Source organism: Shimazuella alba (assembly GCF_009831235.1).
GTDB classification, from domain to species: domain Bacteria; phylum Bacillota; class Bacilli; order Thermoactinomycetales; family Thermoactinomycetaceae; genus Shimazuella; species Shimazuella alba.
Window position 1 is genome coordinate 58,586 of the sequence record NZ_WUUL01000007.1, and the last position, 16,175, is coordinate 74,760.

Below are 16,175 nucleotides of genomic sequence, written 5' to 3' on the forward strand. Positions count from 1 at the left end.
GTAGTCACTTCATGTATCGATAACGGCTGCGCCGGCAGTGATTAGCTGCTACTACTAGAACTGGCTACCTCCATATCATCACTGAGAAAACCTCACAGCCAAGGGCTTTCCTCTCTTACAGTTGTTATTATGGAGCTTGGTTCTAAATTTTGTATGTCATATAGATTTATCTTTACTATTATACACAAAAAAAGCAAAAACACTATCATAAAAAATCGATGTTTTGTTTGTATTTGTAAAACAACCTAACTATTTCTGCCTTTAGCATGTCTCAAGGAGGAAAGATGGAAAGCCCTCAAATCCTCGAACAAATCCGAATCCTTGAACAACTGAACAATGTTACAGAGCTACTGCTCAGTCTCTCTGCTGAACAGGTTATGCAACTACCAGCAAATTTTGTATACATCTGGAGTTGCAACCGAGCAGAAGCAACTGCTGAGCTCAGTGAGTACGACGAGACTGAACTCCATGCACTTGCGGAGCGCATGAAGGAGATCAAGTGGGCACTGCGGTGTCCACCACAAATTCCAATTTGTATTTCCTTACTCAAGAGCAATCATGAGCCACCCATGCGATCACTTCCCTATTCTAAAGTTGCAAAGAATAGCGAATTTACTCCTCCGCTTTGGTTTTTGACACATGCTTTCCCATAATGATCAAGTCGCGCTTCACCCCATCTAATTCTGCTACTTGTGGTAAGTGCCCCCATCTTTCAAACCCAAAAGTGGAAAATAGTTTTAAACTAGGGATATTGTGTCCAAAGATCCGTCCTACCAAATTTTCTATTTGTAATGCAGGAGCCGCAGCTATAGCTTCTGCCAATATTGTTTTGCCCAAACCCCGCCCACGAAATTTTTCATCCAAGTAGATGCTCAGCTCCGCTGTTTTCTGATAAGCGGCTCGTGGATGAAAATTTTCAAAACTAAGCCATCCAGCAATCTCCCCTAATTCATTGGTAAAGACCCACAGTGGTCTTGTAGAGGGATGATGCTGTGAGAACCAATCCACTCGACTGTCTATCGTGACAGGATACAGATCAGCTGTCACCATTCTACTTGGTATGGTACTGTTGTATATTTCCACGATTCTTGGTAAATCCTCGATTGTTGCGTCCCTTTTCGTAAAGTTAGCCATAGCAACAACATCCTCTCCATATATTCCTTTCATTATACTTTGTATTTCTTAGAAGTCTCAGAGATGAAACATTGGCAATAGTATGTGTGAGAAAACATATTCCTACATAGAACGATAAATAGATCAATTTCAAAAATAATGACTTTATTAACCCATTTTTATATAATAAAATTGTCAGATTCATCCTACAATTAGAGAAAAGGATGGAATAATGTCAAATCAAGACGACCTTCTTGTTCTTTGCCCCAGGTTTTTCTCATTGGGGGAAGAAGCCGTTAAGCGCATGGTTCCTGCTGATCGCCTTCATGCTATTTGGCAAGCAGGGAAGACGGATGAAACAGTTGCTCTTAACAACCTTCATCTCTGGCTTGAGAGAGAACCTGTTTCTGTACGAACGCAATTTCTCCTGTCTCTGAAGAGGGCTCTTGGGTTGAGTTAAAAATGGGTGGAGACAGACTAGAGTTCACCTATTAAAAAGTGTCCTCCCTCTTCTCTACTCCCCTGACAATTTTCGTCAGGGGAGTACTGCTATACTAGTAAAAAGGATAGAAAGTTGGAAAAACCACGCAAAATAGAACCTGCAAAGATGAAACTATTTTTACGTACTTATAAAGACATTTAAAGATTTTTCCTTTTAGTCCGTTCTATGATCCAAATACGAAGTAACAACAAACTCAAATACAACTTTCCCTACAGCGAGTGTGGGAACTGCTAGTAATAGTCCCCATACACCTGCTATTTCCTCCCCTACTAAAAGAGCAAATATAATAGCAAGTGGATGGAGATGTAACGATCTTCCTACGATTTGTGGTGAAATAACATTTCCTTCTAATAATTGGACAGCCATATTCACAATAACGGTGCCGATCACGAGTTTAAATGATATGGTACAGGCTACTAAGATTGCTGGGATTGCACCAAAAAAAGGTCCTACATAAGGGATTACATTGAATAAAGCTACCAAAAAAGCAAACAAAAAGGCATAGGGCAGCCCTATGATTTTGTAACCAATAAATGCAAGAATTCCAATGATAAAACAAACGATAACCTGACCTCTCAAATAATTTCCTAACACGAGATCAATACTGCGAAATAAACGTGCGATCTCTGATCGACGATTTTTTGGTAGCATCGTGAGAAAAAAACTCTCAATCCGATCGATATCTTTTAACATGTAAAAAGAAAGAAAAGGGATGATGAGCAGAAGAAAAAGTTGGTTTAATAAACTGCCCAAACTCCCCATTAAACCAGCAATCCAATTACTAAACTTTTTTTCTATTCCTGCTACCATCTGTTCTAATTTAATGTGCATATTGTGAGGTAAAACATCTTCACTATGATCATGATACTTATGCCACAAGGTGTTAAACTGCTGATTCCATTCTGGAAGATGGGTAACGAGCTGGTTGACTTGTTTCTCTAAAGTAGGAAATAAATTCATAAATAACACAGTGATGGATAATAAAAAAACAGCATATATAAGCAAAATCGCCATAAAACGCGGAACTTTACGCCTGGACAACAAATTGACAATCGGATTTAGTAAATAGGCGATGAACACTGCCAAAAAGAAAGGAACAAATACCGCTTTTAGAAAATATCCGATATGGTGAAACAAGGAACCTAGTTGGATCAGTAAATATACACTTCCTAAAATAACAAATAAAAATACCGACAGTTGGAAAAAACGGGACTGTAAAAGTCTCTCCATATCCGTTCACCTCATTGATGTTAGGATACGAAAATTGTCCTTAGATTATGTCCAAAAGTCGGTTTTGGTTTATGAAATTAAATCATATTGGTGGTGGGAAGTATATTCTCTTTACTTCCCACCATTCTCAGTTTCTGACGATCTCAGCCTCCATGGAAGGATGAGACCCGTACCTTCTTCCCGTCGTAAGTCAGCTCATCGGCCATACACATAGCCATCGGAGGGATCTGCATCTGGAGAATGGGAACCTGAGCATTTCCCTTGGATTTAATGGAAATGATACGAATAGTATCCGATATATCTACTCGCCTCTGCGTGGAGCGTTCCCACATCGCAATGGGCTGATCCGAGCTTCGAGTGAAACACAAAGCAACTGGATCAAAAGCAACTCCCTTGATGTGATAGACCGTGCAATTTCGAGGAGTTCCGAAAACGACTGCAAACATATTGTTCTCACCCGGAACAAGGCAGACATCCACCTGCATTTTGTCCTCCAACAGGAAATAGAAACTAAATTGTTACAGTATAAAACAATTAAATCATCTATTTCAAAAAATCTAGTAACATTGCCAAATAAATTTACCTGCTGGTCTTTGCTTATCCGTATCTACAAACACATAACCTGAGCCACTGTCTCCAAAGTTGGCAAAGGGACAATAATACTCATTTGGACCCGCTTCGGAAATCCAAACAAAATCATCTTCTCCCACTTTTAGCTGATATGACTTTTTACCTTCATATCCAGAAGTCTCCCCTATTGGCAATTCGGAAAGATTAGTCGCTTTCACATGAAAACCGTAATCTAACTGCACCACAAAGCGATAGTTTTCTCCCATATCCTCCGAAGATTGTATCCAAATCGGTGTACCTCCCAAATGTGTCCAAGCAGGATGCTGTTCATCCTCTGATTCTTCTTTGGTTTCCCATGATTGTACAGCTAGATCTGGAAGCATTACTGTCTTATCATTAGGTAACTCTGTTACGGATGTATTGCTCCATTCTCCTGATTCTTGAATAAGAGCTTTATTGCATCCACTATCCGCCTCCCATGTACTGCAACCACCTTCATTTTCACATTGAAACAAATATAGAACTCGTCCTTCTTTTCCAAGTGGAAGTCGCTCCCTATGATGTTTCATTTGAAATAAAAAAGTCATGGGAACCTCACATTCTTTGCAAACAGGCCACTTTGCTATGGACAGACCAACAGGAAGTCCGCCAAATTTCACATCATTATCCTTCACTTTTGCATCTGTTGTACCTGCAAATACCAATTTGGGTATATGTATCAAATGAATTTCTCCTTAACAAGAATAGAACGTTCGACATGTCACCCTCTTTGGTATGGGTCACACCTCCCAAGCCCGATTAGTATGCCTTGAAGGACGCTAAATCTGAAACAAATCCTCCTCAAGCAGCGTAAACACGGAAGCAAGAAGCATCCATTTCATAACCGCTATGTGATCCACAGCATCTTGAAGTTTTTAAATTCTATCACTGAAATAAAGGCTGCTTCTGGAAATTTTCCTGCTCTCTCATTTAAAGGGAACCATCTATACTTAATTAAGCTAAGTTTAAATTGATCATATATAAACAAATTTTTAATGACAATCCTAATCCATAAATAATTATAACCTAGTAATATCACATGATATCGTTTGTCAAAAATAAACACGCCCTTACCAGATAATGCCGGTAAGGGCGTGTTCGAAAGTTTGGATGTTATCTAGCAAAACCGAGTTTGCGTAAAAATTGTTTTGCTAATAAGCGTGAAAAAGTACCACCAACGAACAAATTACGCTTTAACTTTCGCATCGTCTGTGCATTTCTACCGAAATATGCGACACCAGTAATCATTGCACCAATAAACGTTAGAAGATAAATACTTTTCATGCTTATTCCTCCCTATAAAGCTTGATATTCTGGAGAGTTACTGCTCGGGTCTTCCAGAAATAAATCATTTAAAGAGGTCAAACTTCCGTCTTCTTCTACCTGGTAGATATTTTGAATATCACTACCATCGGTTGTCATTTCTATATAACAATGCCAGCAGTATAGTTGGTTTGTGCCTACCTTTCCCAGGTCGTGAGAATGGCAATTGGGGCAGCGAAGTAACATGGTAATTCCCCTTTTTAATGTGCATCTTTTAGCACATATCCAGTTTCTGAAGGGATTAGCATTCCTTTGTCCCAGTCAACTGGACTTTCTACTTGAAATATTTTGCGACCATCTCGTAAATCGTTGAGAAGGCCATTGGATAACTCATACCCTACCAATGTTCCCATTTCTAGGGAAAAGTAGACATTTTGAACCAATCCAAGAAAAGTTCCATTGGAAAGCATGACGATACGACCCTTCAGGCTTTTTTCACCCGTGAGCAAGCATGTATACGCTTCCTCTTTTTTCGTGAACGGGAGTAGAGATTCTGCACTCTCCACGATTACAGCATCTCTTCCTGCGTTCATTATTTTGTCGACAGGGAGAAACTGTCGATGCCGCCACCAACCACAATGTTCTAGCATACAACCAACAAAACGCTGCTCGCTGTTAAATAAAAGATCGACAACCGCACCCAATTGTTTTCCAGACTCCTTAGCGGTAACAGTAAGTCCTATCACTTCCTGGGATTTGCGCAAGGTGTTCATCCTCCTCCCGCTAATCCTTAGTCTAACTCCAGTAAAGCTCCATAATACGAAGGAAGTCTTTCCATTACCATTCATCAAGGATTAAATCTTTTAAAACAGTATTTCTCGCTTCTCCAGTCGTTTCTACCCCTTTACGTAAGGAATGAATATCCCCACATAAAATCAGATAAGATTTACTTCTTGTGATTCCTGTATAAATTAAGTTTCTTGCCAACATTCGATGATAAGAGGGCAAAAATGGGAAAATAACAATAGGAAATTCAGATCCTTGTGCTTTATGTACGGAGCAGGCATACCCCAAAGAAAGCTGCCCTAACTGATTACGCTTATATGGAACTTCTTGACGATCAAACTGTACCCATAAAACAGGATCATCTTGTTTAGCATTTTCATTGATTGCTGAAATAAGTCCCATGTCTCCATTGTAAACTGGATGATCTTGGTGATTGGAAAGCTGTAATACCTTATCTCCAAAACGAAAAATCGTATCACCCCAGCTTATTTCTTTGACACCTTCTCGCTTTGGATTGATGATCTGCTGAATCTTTTCATTAATGCGATTTACACCAACAGGTCCTTTGTAAATAGGAGCTAAGACTTGTATATCAAACAAGGTATACCCTTTTCTAAACGCATTTTCATATGTCTGTTCAATCACAGAAAGTGTTTGATCAGAATTACACACAAAAAATCTGCGATCAGGCAAAGGTGTGAGTAAATTGCTTGGCAGATGACCTTTTCGAATCGCATGTGCGAGTTGAATGATCGAGGAGTCTTCTGCTTGACGGAAAATATCGGTCAACTGTACTCTTGGAATTTGTGGTACTTGCAAAAGATGTTCCAATACCAAACCTGGTCCAACAGACGGCAATTGATCCGCATCTCCCACAAGTACTACCTGCATCGTTGGAGGAATAGCACGAAACAGTTGATTTGCTAACCAGATGTCCAGCATAGATGTCTCATCTACGACTAACAGAGAACCAGTTATGGGGTTATCTGCATCATGATCAAAAAAACCGCCTCGGTATCCCAATAAACGATGGATCGTCATTGCTGGTATACCAGTCGTTTCTGTCATTCTTTTCGCAGCCCTGCCTGTAGGAGCCACAAGTCGAATAGGTGGTGTTTCTCCTTTGTTTGTATCTACTTCAAGGTTAAGTTCATGGAGTCTCGCAAATAAATGACACAATCCTCGAATTACAGTTGTTTTTCCTGTTCCAGGTCCACCAGTTAATATCATCAAAGGAGAGGTGAGTGCAGTAATCATAGCTTCCCGCTGGCTGTCTGCATAATGCACTTCAAATTCTTCCTCTAATTCTCCTATAGCCTGATAAAGATCAGGTGTCGGGAATGTTTTCTCCAATGATTCTTGTAGCATTACTTTGCACTTTAAAGCCATGTTAAATTCGGCATAAAATAAGGTAACGAGGTAAATACGTTCCTCTTCCCTCATGATTTTTTTCTGTTCGAAAAGCAATCCCATTGCATCCTCAAGGATGTTCACTTCGACATCTCCAAGTAAACTTTTGGATTTAGCAGTTAATTCCTCCTCATTTAAATAAACATGTCCTTCGTTTGATGCTTCTTGTAACGAGTATAGAATCGCTGCTTGATATCTTTCGGGAGAATGAGGTGAAAATCCTTGTGCTTTTGCAATTTCGTCTGCTTTAAAAAATCCAATCCCTTCTACTTCATCAATTAGAAGATAAGGATTTTCTTTGATCACTTTTACTGTTTCTTGTTTAAATCGTTGAACTACTCGCAAGGCAAGCGCCGCTCCGAGTCCATATTGATACAAGAGGACCATCGCTTCTTCTAAAGCTTGATGCTCCCCTAAACTATCTGCTATCGTATTTGCTTGTGTTTGTGTAACTCCAGGAACTAATGCCAGAGCTTGTGGGTTTGACGCAATAATCGTCAATGCGTCTCCCCCTAGCCCCGCAACGATCTTTTCTGCGGTCTTTTTTCCAATTCCATGAAACAATCCACTTGATAAGTATTTGATAATCGCTTGCTCTGTTTTTGGAAGCTCTTTTTTTATATGCGTTACCACATACTGCGATCCAAAGCGTGGATGTTCCTTCCACTCTCCTTCACAGGCATACGTCTCCCCAGCCACAGGTCGCAAAAAATTCCCAACTATAGTTATCTCATCAGACAAAGATGTATGGGATGTTTCTTGTACCTCTAAGCGGTAAACTCCATAACCGGTATCTTCGCTAAAAAAAACTTCTTGCAGAATCATACCTTTTACAAAGCTGCTCATTCTACAAAGTCTTCTTTCATTTCATGTAATACGGATTCCATTGCACACTCTGCAGAACAATATTTATCGGTATCCCAATCACCTGTAGTTGTAGAAGGCAAAAATTCATATTTACAATATTCGCACTGATGGGATTGATGGACTTCATCCATTCCAAGTTTCAACTGTTCTAATTTCTCATCAACCAATCCAAACATCTCAGCGATATGTTTGATTACCGTATCTCTATCTTCAAAAAACAGTGGATCTTCTCTGGTATATGTATGTGGATTCCAATAAGCCCATCGGTTATCGGAAAGATGACATATATGGTAATCTTCGGCAACTAGGCCTGATGCGTTCTCCAAGTTCTCATAAGAACGAAAGCCTATTTCGGCAGCTAAATTATCCAACAATGCTTGATCAATTTCGGCAAGCATTGTTTTCCAATTAATACTATCTACCTCTCGTTCCCAATCTTCCACAATTTCAGCTCCTTATCTGTATAGACGGCGAACTACTTTTTCTATTTTTTCTGTAGCTGCCTTTATTTCTTCTACTGTATTATCTTTGCCAAAACTAAATCGGATCGCGGAGTTCGTTACACTATCTGGTAAATGCATTGCTTTCAAGACATGTGAAACAGACAATGTACCAGATGTACAAGCAGAACCGCTAGATGCCGCAATTCCTTCCATATCCAATTGAATCAATAATGTTTCCGTATCAATCCCTAAAAAACTAATATTTACTATATGGGCAAGGCTATTATCTACATGTCCATTGATCACGATATCCAATGAACGAGATCGTAAATCTTCTATAAAAGTTTGTTTTAACTGAACAAGATGTTCCCGTCTAGCAATATGATGTTTTCCTACTAATTCAGCAGCTTTTCCAAAGCCAACTATCCCTAGTATATTTTCCGTTCCAGCCCGTTTCCGCCGTTCTTGTGCCCCACCTAGAGCACGAGGAAGTAGCTTTACACTGTCTCGTATATACAGTGCACCTGCTCCCTTTGGACCATATATTTTATGACTGGATAAAGTAACCAAATCGACTGGTAAAGCAGAAACATCAAATGGTTCTAATCCAAATGATTGAACAGCATCAACATGAAAAAGAATGCTGTGTTCATGAGCTAGATGACCAATCTGTTCAATCGGTTGAATGGTACCAATTTCGTTATTGCCATGCAAAATAGATATAAGAGCTGTATCTGGACGGATAGCGGCTCTTATATCTTCTAACTGTACCAGACCTTGTTGGTTTACTGGCAAATAAGTTACTTCGTATCCAAATCGCTCCAAATATTTGCATGCATCCAATATGGCATGATGTTCCACTTGTGATGTGATCAAGTGCTTTTTTTCAACTGGTTGTGCATGCATCACACCAATCAGAGCTAGGTTATCTGCTTCTGTTCCACCACTTGTAAAAACAATTTGGCTAGGATTAGCACCAATTGCATCTGCTACTTGACTTCTTGCGTGATCAATGGCAGCCCGAGTCTGTCTTCCAAAGGCATGAATACTAGAAGGATTACCATAAGATCCCTCTAGATAAGGTAGCATAGCATCCCTTACCGTTTGATCAAGTGGGGTAGTAGCTGCATTATCCAAATAAATTAACATATGCTATCACGTTCCATGTAAGTTTTTCCCTTCTGTGCTTAGAAGGGAGCATCTTATCCAACATCTGTCTTCGACAAAAACAAGCGTTCTTCCTGTTTTATACATAAGAAAAACAGATTCTCCATGAATACTAGCTTTATTCGTATAGGATCGTTAGATGTAAAACATATAGTTTTCATTATTCCCATCTGAACTAAATTGGATAAGCATGGCTAGTGTGGTAGAATCGAGTTCAGTCGCAATCGCGTCTCGAATTCGTTTCCACAAATCTCGCCTAGCAGGATTATCTTCATCTGTAAACTCTACTGGACTTATCGGACCTTCTAATACACGGATAATATCTCCAGCAGTAATCTCTTCTGGTGATTTCGCTAATTTGTAGCCACCATATGCACCACGTATACTGCGAACCAATCCTGCATTGCGCAAAGGAGCAATCAACTGCTCCAAATAATGTTCAGATAGATCATGTCTTTCAGCTACCCGTTTTAATGGAATCGGTCCTTGTCCATAACGTGTGGCGAGATCCATCATAATAGTTAAACCATATCGGCCTTTAGTGGATATTTTCAAATTAACACCTCATTCATGTTTATCATAACGAAAACATTTTATAAATCAATATTTGCTTATGAGTTCCCCTGAAAAAGATTAGTTATCTTTCTACTATACGAAATATTAACTAGGCTGTCTCGTTTTTTTATTAATGATTTGTTAATTTTATTGGAAAATTTAGCCTAAATAGAGAGGTGTGCTGCATATGAATCTCTTTTCCCACCTAGGTGAAGAAGCAAAACAAAAAAAAGGACCTCTCGCATCTCGTATGCGTCCACGATCGCTTCATGATTTCATCGGTCAACAGCATTTGATTGGGGAAGGGAAATTACTCCGACGTGCGATTGAAGCAGATCAACTCACTTCCCTTATTTTACATGGACCCCCGGGAACTGGCAAAACTACTCTCGCAGAAATCATTGCAAATAGTACTGATGCGGCTTTTATTAAAGCACATGCAGTCGGAACTGGTGCAAATGATATCAAACAGATTGCCAAAGATGCAATGAATCGATTAGCAATGGAAGATACTCGCACTATTTTATTTATTGATGAAATCCATCGTTTAAATCGCGCTCAACAAGATGTCTTATTGCCAGATGTGGAAGATGGCGGGATCATTCTAATTGGTGCTACGACTGAAAATCCTTCTTATGAAGTAAACACAGCACTTTTATCGCGATCACTTGTGTTTGAATTGAACGCATTATCTACGGAAGAAGTAATCTCGATTCTTAACCATGCGCTGCACGATAAAGAACGCGGGCTTGGTATGTATACTTGTAGAGTAGAGGAAGAAGCACTTCTCCATCTCGCTCAAAAAGCTGGCGGAGACACCAGACATGCACTCAATGCTTTGGAACTCGCTGTTATCACTACAAAGCCTGATACCGATGGAGTCAGACATCTTACATTATCCGTAGCAGAGGAATGTATTCAGCAAAAACGTATTCGTTATGATAAAAAAGGTGATGGGCATTATGACTCTATTTCAGCTTTCATAAAGAGTATGAGAGGTTCAGATCCTGATGCCACTTTGTATTACTTAGCGAAAATGCTACTAGCAGGAGAAGATCCTAAATTTATCGCTCGTCGAATTCTCATTCAAGCAGCAGAAGATGTCGGACTAGCAGACCCTCGTGCTTTAATGGTAGCATCCGCTGCCGCACATGCAGTAGAGTACGTAGGAATGCCAGAAGCACGCATTCCTTTGGCAGAAGCAGCACTTTATCTAGCGACTGCTCCAAAGAGCAACTCTGCTTATATGGGCATAAACAAAGCGATGGAAGCCGTAAAAAAAGAATACAACGGAGAAGTACCTCCATCTCTACAAAACCACAAACAAGATGAATACAAGTACCCTCATAACTATGATAACCATTACATAGAACAACAATATCTACCTCATGAACATAAAAATAAAACTTTCTACCAGCCTGGTTATTTGGGTTATGAAGGGAAAGTAATCGAGCACTTAAACTGGGTGAAAAACCCTTTAAAGGAGGAGAAATAATGGAACGTGTATCAAAGAAAATACTAGCTATCTCGGGAAGCCTCCGCGCTGACTCTTATAGTACCAAAGTTCTTCAGTTACTTCGCAACCATATATCTAAAGAAATAGAATTTGTGCTTACAGATAGACTAGACAAATTGCCCTACTTTAATCCAGATATTGATGATGACCATGCATTCCAAGAAGTGGAGATGTTTCGGGCTCAAATAAAATCGGCTGACCTAGTAATTATTTGTACACCGGAATACGCCAAAGGAGTTCCAGGTGTATTGAAAAATGCACTGGATTGGATTGTCTCTTCTGGTGAGTTTATCGATAAACCGACGGGTGTTATCACTGTTTCTCCTCTGCCTACTGGCGGACAAGAAGCCATGAGATCCATTTTACTTACACTTGGCATGATCAATGCGCATATTCCAAAAGAAGCAACTTGGAGTGTTCCACAAGTGAGTTTGAAAATAAACGAAAAAGGTACGATTATGGACGAATCTTTTGAACAAGAATTGGAGAAATTTCTTCTACATTTATTAGTAGATAAGAAAACTTTTCCATAACGTACTGCATTGTTTTTAAAGATTATCACTTTGGGAAACTCTGTCATTGGCACCATTATCCACATAAAATTTTCCATAATTTGACTAATAAAAATAAGAACGAATATGAATGTAAAAGTTTATCATACACAATACAAAAGGCTAATCATTTTCCAGATTAGCCTTCTTTTATTTGAAAAAAATTATGCCCCTTTTACGCCTAGCACCGTTTGCAACCATGCTAGGCTCGCTATTAAGTGGAATAGCGATTGCTACCGAAAATTTACGAACTCTTTGGGATTCCGCAAAAATGACATTTGCCCTCAAACCACAAATGCTGGATGACAGGAATGGAAAGCCTTACCCTGCCCTTAATCCATTTCCGAGAATCAAAAACAGTAACTTCATTATTTTTCTTGTTGATATGTTTGCGAATGACATCAGACACGCAAGCACATTTTTTCTTGTTACAATTCCCATGTGATTCCCGGATAATCAAATCATAGTTATTTCCTTTCTCTGACAGGGCAGGACGAATACTAACAATGGCACAACACCCCAACACTTTTGGTTCGTCTGGACAATGGTAATGACCTATTGTCCGAATCCAAGTCGGATACTGTTCATTGTTAAGTGGTGCAATTCCATTGCAATACACATGATTCGCATTTCGAAGCGACATCCTGTTTGCCTTCCGTATGATCTGGATGAGGTCACATTTATTTTATATCAATATGGTTACAAATAACTAGCTTCTATTCAACTCTTCTACTTTCTCCACAATCTCATACACATCACGCCAATCCGTTATACGCAAAAGCTTTGGATGAAGATCACGGTTATAACAAGCATCCACAATAATGGTGGGAACTTTACCAGAAACCAATTTATCAAGATGTTCCTTTGCATCTTCAAAAAACAAGTCGATACCTAATTTCTTTGCCACTTTCGCTTTATTGACTGAATTCATATGCAGGTTTCTTCCGTTATAGGGAAAGCCGTGTTTTTTAAGCCACATCTTTGTTACCCTACGGATTTTTTCCATTCCCGGTCTTGCAGTGATAAAGTAAACTTCATGTCCATCTTTCACCAATTGATTTAAGACTTCGGAAGCATGTGGCAAGGGCAAACCTAATGTGTAGATTTTTTCTTCTAATCTACGCCATGTCTTTCTACCTTCTTGTGGAGTAAGCCCAAATGGCTTATCTAAATAAAAGTCTGGAACATCATCAATATGTACTTGTTTGCCAAATTCTTTGTTATATACTTCAACTGCTGCTCTATGGGTATCCTTAATCGTTCCATCGATATCTATTCCTATCTTCATCTATGTGCTCCTTTTTCTATAATCTCTAGGTTAGTATAAAACAAAAAAAGCCCCGCTATGCCGCGACTTCCTAAACAGGTTTAAAATAATGCGTTAACTTGCAATATGTTCTTTTCCAATTTATATATGTTACAATTCATAATAACCGACCCAACGCAGAGATAGCATGCACAAGACCTACCATCACTTTGTCGGATCCCCTAAAAAAATCAGGGGAATACTTCCTCATTTATATGTAGGAAGCTTATCTTCTTGCCAGGAGAGCTAAAGCAGTTTTTCCTACTGGCAGAAAAGACATTCTCCCTGCCACCAGAGGTGACGCTCAACGGAGATTGGAGTTGTTTCACCACGCAAAGCGAATACACCTCCATCCCTTCGCTCAAGATCCTTGAGAATATTCTCCAGCTTGGCAGGACAATCATCTCCAGGACAATCGGAATCATGGTACCCTTTGATTCCCATAGCTACGTCACCGAAGTTGACCCGATTCAGCTCCACTCGAACGACACAGGAAGGATGTATGTCTTTATGGCACAAAAAGTGCCCTCGTACGATCTTCCATCCGGTCGAATTGGAAGTGACTCTATTACAGAGGGGGTGCTTCGTTTTGCGCTGGGACATTTCCCTATCCATTGCTTGACAGCAATCCATCTATAAATATTATATCTCCAAAAGTATGATTGCTCAATCGAAATGTATTTCCTGTCCACTAAGCAATACCTATTAATTACAAACGAAAAAAGCCCCGTTATGCCGTGGCTCCTAAGTTTTGAACCTGCTCGTATTCAAAAGCAGGTGGGTGCTTTGCACCTATGTTCATAGATCCTCCTAATAAAGGCTCCCAATCCAATAGATGACCCAAGCTCCCGCAGAAAATGTGTTGGCTCAAAACTTCGGTGGCCCTCGCACATCGCAGGGTCTTTTAATACATTTATAGTAGCACAAAGATTACCAGAAGGCAACCAAAACGGAATGAAAACGCTTTATTTTTTTGTGTTATTATCAAACTTTTCTTACTAATAAATAAAAAACCGTTATTTTATCGAAAAAAGCCAAGATTTGTCACCTTGGCTTTTTAAAAAAATATCTAGAGTTTAAATCTTTATCGAACCGCTTGCTTGTTTGATATTTTGATATGCAAGTCAGCTAATTGCTTCTCATCCACCTCTGAAGGTGCATCTGTCATCAAGCAACGAGCGCTCGCTGTTTTTGGAAATGCAATACATTCGCGAAGGTTTTGTCTTCCTGCAAGTAACATAATGATACGATCAAAACCAAATGCCATTCCACCATGTGGAGGAGCACCATACTCAAATGCATCCAACAAGAAACCAAACTTTGCTTGAGCCTCTTCTTGACTGATTCCAAGCAGATCAAACATTTTCATCTGTAAATCACGGTTGTAAATACGTTGACTACCACTAGATAGTTCGTACCCATTCAATACTAAGTCATGAGCTTGAGAGCGAACCGCACCTAGGTCTGTATCAAGCAATGGAATATCTTCTTCCACAGGCATAGTAAATGGGTGATGCGCTGGAACATGACGACCTAATTCCTCATCGTATTCAAATAATGGGAACTCCGTAATCCACGCAAAAACAAATTTACTTTCATCAATTAGATCAAGTGCACGAGCTAGGCGTAAGCGCAATTCACCCATAACACTTGCAACAACAGCAGATTTATCAGCCATGATATAGATGACATCCCCAGTTGTAGCACCTGTTAATGCTTTTATTTTCGTAATTTCTTCTTCTGATACAAATTTAGCAACAGACCCCTTTACTCCTTCTGGTTTCAAAGCCAACCAAGCTAGTCCTTTTGCTCCAATATCTTGCGCTTCGCCGATCCATTTTTCTACTTCTTTCCGGCTCCAGTCTGCTTTGCCAGACACCACAATCGCTTTTAGCACTCCACCAGATTGGATCGCATTTTGGAAAACTTGAAAGGTATTTTGCGATAATGCCGAAGTAACATCTATCAATTCCATCTCAAACCGCAAATCTGGTTTATCCGAACCATATCTGTCCATCGCTTCTTTATAAGGGATTCGTGGGAATGGACGAGGTACATCAATATCAAGAGTTTCTTTCCAGAGAGTAACAAACATTTCTTCCATCATCGAAAACAAGTCTTCTAAGGGTAAAAATGACATCTCTAAGTCAATCTGAGTGAACTCCGGTTGACGATCCGATCGCAAGTCTTCATCACGGAAACAACGTGCGATTTGGAAATAACGTTCCATCCCAGCTACCATAAACAATTGTTTAAACAGCTGTGGCGATTGAGGTAAAGCATAAAATTCACCTTTGTGAATTCTACTTGGAACCAGATAGTCCCGAGCACCTTCAGGTGTGCTTTTGGTAAGAATTGGTGTCTCTAACTCTACAAACCCTTGACCATCCAAAAATCGACGTACTACTTGCATCGCTTTGTGGCGAAGCATCATAGTTTCTTGCATTTTCGGACGACGCAAATCAAGGTAGCGGTACTTTAAACGAACATTCTCATCTACATCCACACGATCTTGAATGGGAAAAGGAGGAGTTTTTGCAGCGTTAAACAGATGGATTTGCTCTCCTTTTATCTCTAATTCACCGGTGAGAATATTTGGATTCACAGTATCAGCAGAACGCTTCACTACTGTCCCTGTGATCGAAACAACATATTCACTTCTCACTTGATCCGCAATACTGATCGCTTCCGCTGAAATATCTGGATTAAAGACTACTTGCATCGTGCCTGTACGATCACGAATATCTAAAAAAATCACACCACCTAAGTCACGACGTGACTGAACCCATCCATTAATTGTTACTTGTTGTTCTAATGCATTTACACACGAATCGATATAATGCGTACGAAACATCGC

At 39.7% G+C, this 16,175-nt stretch carries 19 protein-coding genes and 1 other RNA gene; 5 read left to right on the top strand and 15 right to left on the bottom strand.

Translation table 11 applies throughout. The features are described from left to right. Positions 1 to 284 precede the first annotated feature (284 nt). Complete coding sequence (locus GSM42_RS11550; protein ID WP_160801692.1) at positions 285 to 653, top strand: hypothetical protein; 369 nt, start codon at positions 285 to 287, stop codon at positions 651 to 653. Here the strand turns inward: GSM42_RS11550 and GSM42_RS11555 are convergent. Then, on the bottom strand, positions 613 to 1,134 hold the full coding sequence (locus tag GSM42_RS11555; protein ID WP_160801693.1) for a GNAT family N-acetyltransferase: 522 nt from the start codon (positions 1,132 to 1,134) through the stop codon (positions 613 to 615). The genes GSM42_RS11550 and GSM42_RS11555 overlap by 41 nt on opposite strands. A 211-nt stretch (positions 1,135 to 1,345) precedes the next feature. Here GSM42_RS11555 and GSM42_RS11560 point away from each other — a divergent pair, with 211 nt between their 5' ends. Further along, complete coding sequence (locus GSM42_RS11560; RefSeq protein WP_160801694.1) at positions 1,346 to 1,573, top strand: hypothetical protein; 228 nt, start codon at positions 1,346 to 1,348, stop codon at positions 1,571 to 1,573. 195 nt (positions 1,574 to 1,768) lie between these two features. Here the strand turns inward: GSM42_RS11560 and GSM42_RS11565 are convergent, their stop codons facing one another. The 10 genes from GSM42_RS11565 to cymR all read right to left on the bottom strand — a co-directional run bounded on the left by GSM42_RS11565 (position 1,769) and on the right by cymR (position 9,945). After that, a complete protein-coding gene (locus GSM42_RS11565) occupies positions 1,769 to 2,845 on the bottom strand; it encodes an AI-2E family transporter (RefSeq protein ID WP_160801695.1) in 1,077 nt (358 codons plus the stop codon). A gap of 143 nt (positions 2,846 to 2,988) precedes the next feature. Beyond that, positions 2,989 to 3,330 (bottom strand): hypothetical protein, encoded by a 342-nt coding sequence (locus tag GSM42_RS11570; protein WP_160801696.1) that lies wholly within the window; start codon positions 3,328 to 3,330, stop codon positions 2,989 to 2,991. 72 nt (positions 3,331 to 3,402) lie between these two features. Continuing rightward, complete coding sequence (locus GSM42_RS11575; RefSeq protein WP_160801697.1) at positions 3,403 to 4,137, bottom strand: hypothetical protein; 735 nt, start codon at positions 4,135 to 4,137, stop codon at positions 3,403 to 3,405. A 430-nt stretch (positions 4,138 to 4,567) separates the two neighbouring features. Beyond that, the gene (locus GSM42_RS11580) at positions 4,568 to 4,738 is read right to left on the bottom strand and encodes a hypothetical protein (protein ID WP_160801698.1); all 171 of its coding nucleotides are present in this window, start codon (positions 4,736 to 4,738) and stop codon (positions 4,568 to 4,570) included. A 12-nt stretch (positions 4,739 to 4,750) separates the two neighbouring features. Continuing rightward, positions 4,751 to 4,963 (bottom strand): hypothetical protein, encoded by a 213-nt coding sequence (locus GSM42_RS20630; protein ID WP_237446578.1) that lies wholly within the window; start codon positions 4,961 to 4,963, stop codon positions 4,751 to 4,753. A gap of 14 nt (positions 4,964 to 4,977) precedes the next feature. After that, complete coding sequence (locus GSM42_RS11585; RefSeq protein WP_160801699.1) at positions 4,978 to 5,481, bottom strand: PRC-barrel domain-containing protein; 504 nt, start codon at positions 5,479 to 5,481, stop codon at positions 4,978 to 4,980. A gap of 73 nt (positions 5,482 to 5,554) precedes the next feature. Beyond that, a complete protein-coding gene (recD2, locus tag GSM42_RS11590) occupies positions 5,555 to 7,759 on the bottom strand; it encodes an SF1B family DNA helicase RecD2 (protein ID WP_160801700.1) in 2,205 nt (734 codons plus the stop codon). Continuing rightward, positions 7,756 to 8,223 (bottom strand): hypothetical protein, encoded by a 468-nt coding sequence (locus GSM42_RS11595; protein ID WP_160801701.1) that lies wholly within the window; start codon positions 8,221 to 8,223, stop codon positions 7,756 to 7,758. The genes recD2 and GSM42_RS11595 overlap by 4 nt, the downstream gene beginning before the upstream one ends. 12 nt (positions 8,224 to 8,235) lie before the next feature. Further along, complete coding sequence (locus tag GSM42_RS11600) at positions 8,236 to 9,372, bottom strand: cysteine desulfurase family protein (RefSeq protein ID WP_160801702.1); 1,137 nt, start codon at positions 9,370 to 9,372, stop codon at positions 8,236 to 8,238. Positions 9,373 to 9,525: 153 nt separating this feature from the next. Beyond that, a complete protein-coding gene (cymR, locus tag GSM42_RS11605) occupies positions 9,526 to 9,945 on the bottom strand; it encodes a cysteine metabolism transcriptional regulator CymR (RefSeq protein ID WP_160801703.1) in 420 nt (139 codons plus the stop codon). 187 nt (positions 9,946 to 10,132) lie between these two features. On the opposite strand from cymR, the gene GSM42_RS11610 reads away from it, so the two are divergent. Both GSM42_RS11610 and GSM42_RS11615 read left to right on the top strand, forming a co-directional pair. Further along, positions 10,133 to 11,440 carry a replication-associated recombination protein A gene (locus GSM42_RS11610; RefSeq protein WP_160801704.1) on the top strand — a complete coding sequence of 436 codons (1,308 nt, stop codon included), beginning with the start codon at positions 10,133 to 10,135 and terminating at the stop codon, positions 11,438 to 11,440. After that, positions 11,440 to 11,994, top strand: coding sequence for an NADPH-dependent FMN reductase (locus GSM42_RS11615; protein ID WP_160801705.1), 555 nt, complete (start codon positions 11,440 to 11,442; stop codon positions 11,992 to 11,994). The genes GSM42_RS11610 and GSM42_RS11615 overlap by 1 nt, the downstream gene beginning before the upstream one ends. 262 nt (positions 11,995 to 12,256) lie before the next feature. On the opposite strand, the gene GSM42_RS11620 is transcribed toward GSM42_RS11615, so the two are convergent. Together GSM42_RS11620 and GSM42_RS11625 are read right to left on the bottom strand one after the other, a co-directional pair. Next, the gene (locus tag GSM42_RS11620; protein ID WP_160801706.1) at positions 12,257 to 12,655 is read right to left on the bottom strand and encodes a hypothetical protein; all 399 of its coding nucleotides are present in this window, start codon (positions 12,653 to 12,655) and stop codon (positions 12,257 to 12,259) included. Between the two features lie 66 nt (positions 12,656 to 12,721). Then, entirely contained in the window at positions 12,722 to 13,300 is a 579-nt protein-coding gene (locus tag GSM42_RS11625) for a 5' nucleotidase, NT5C type (protein WP_160801707.1), read from the bottom strand. A 252-nt stretch (positions 13,301 to 13,552) separates the two neighbouring features. Here GSM42_RS11625 and GSM42_RS11630 point away from each other — a divergent pair, with 252 nt between their 5' ends. Further along, positions 13,553 to 13,957 (top strand): hypothetical protein, encoded by a 405-nt coding sequence (locus GSM42_RS11630; RefSeq protein ID WP_160801708.1) that lies wholly within the window; start codon positions 13,553 to 13,555, stop codon positions 13,955 to 13,957. Between the two features lie 81 nt (positions 13,958 to 14,038). On the opposite strand, the gene ssrS is transcribed toward GSM42_RS11630, so the two are convergent. Then, positions 14,039 to 14,222: non-coding RNA, 6S RNA (gene ssrS / locus GSM42_RS11635), on the bottom strand. Positions 14,223 to 14,402: 180 nt separating this feature from the next. Next, on the bottom strand, positions 14,403 to 16,172 hold the full coding sequence (gene aspS / locus GSM42_RS11640; protein ID WP_160801709.1) for an aspartate--tRNA ligase: 1,770 nt from the start codon (positions 16,170 to 16,172) through the stop codon (positions 14,403 to 14,405). Between the last annotated feature and the right edge of the window lie 3 nt (positions 16,173 to 16,175).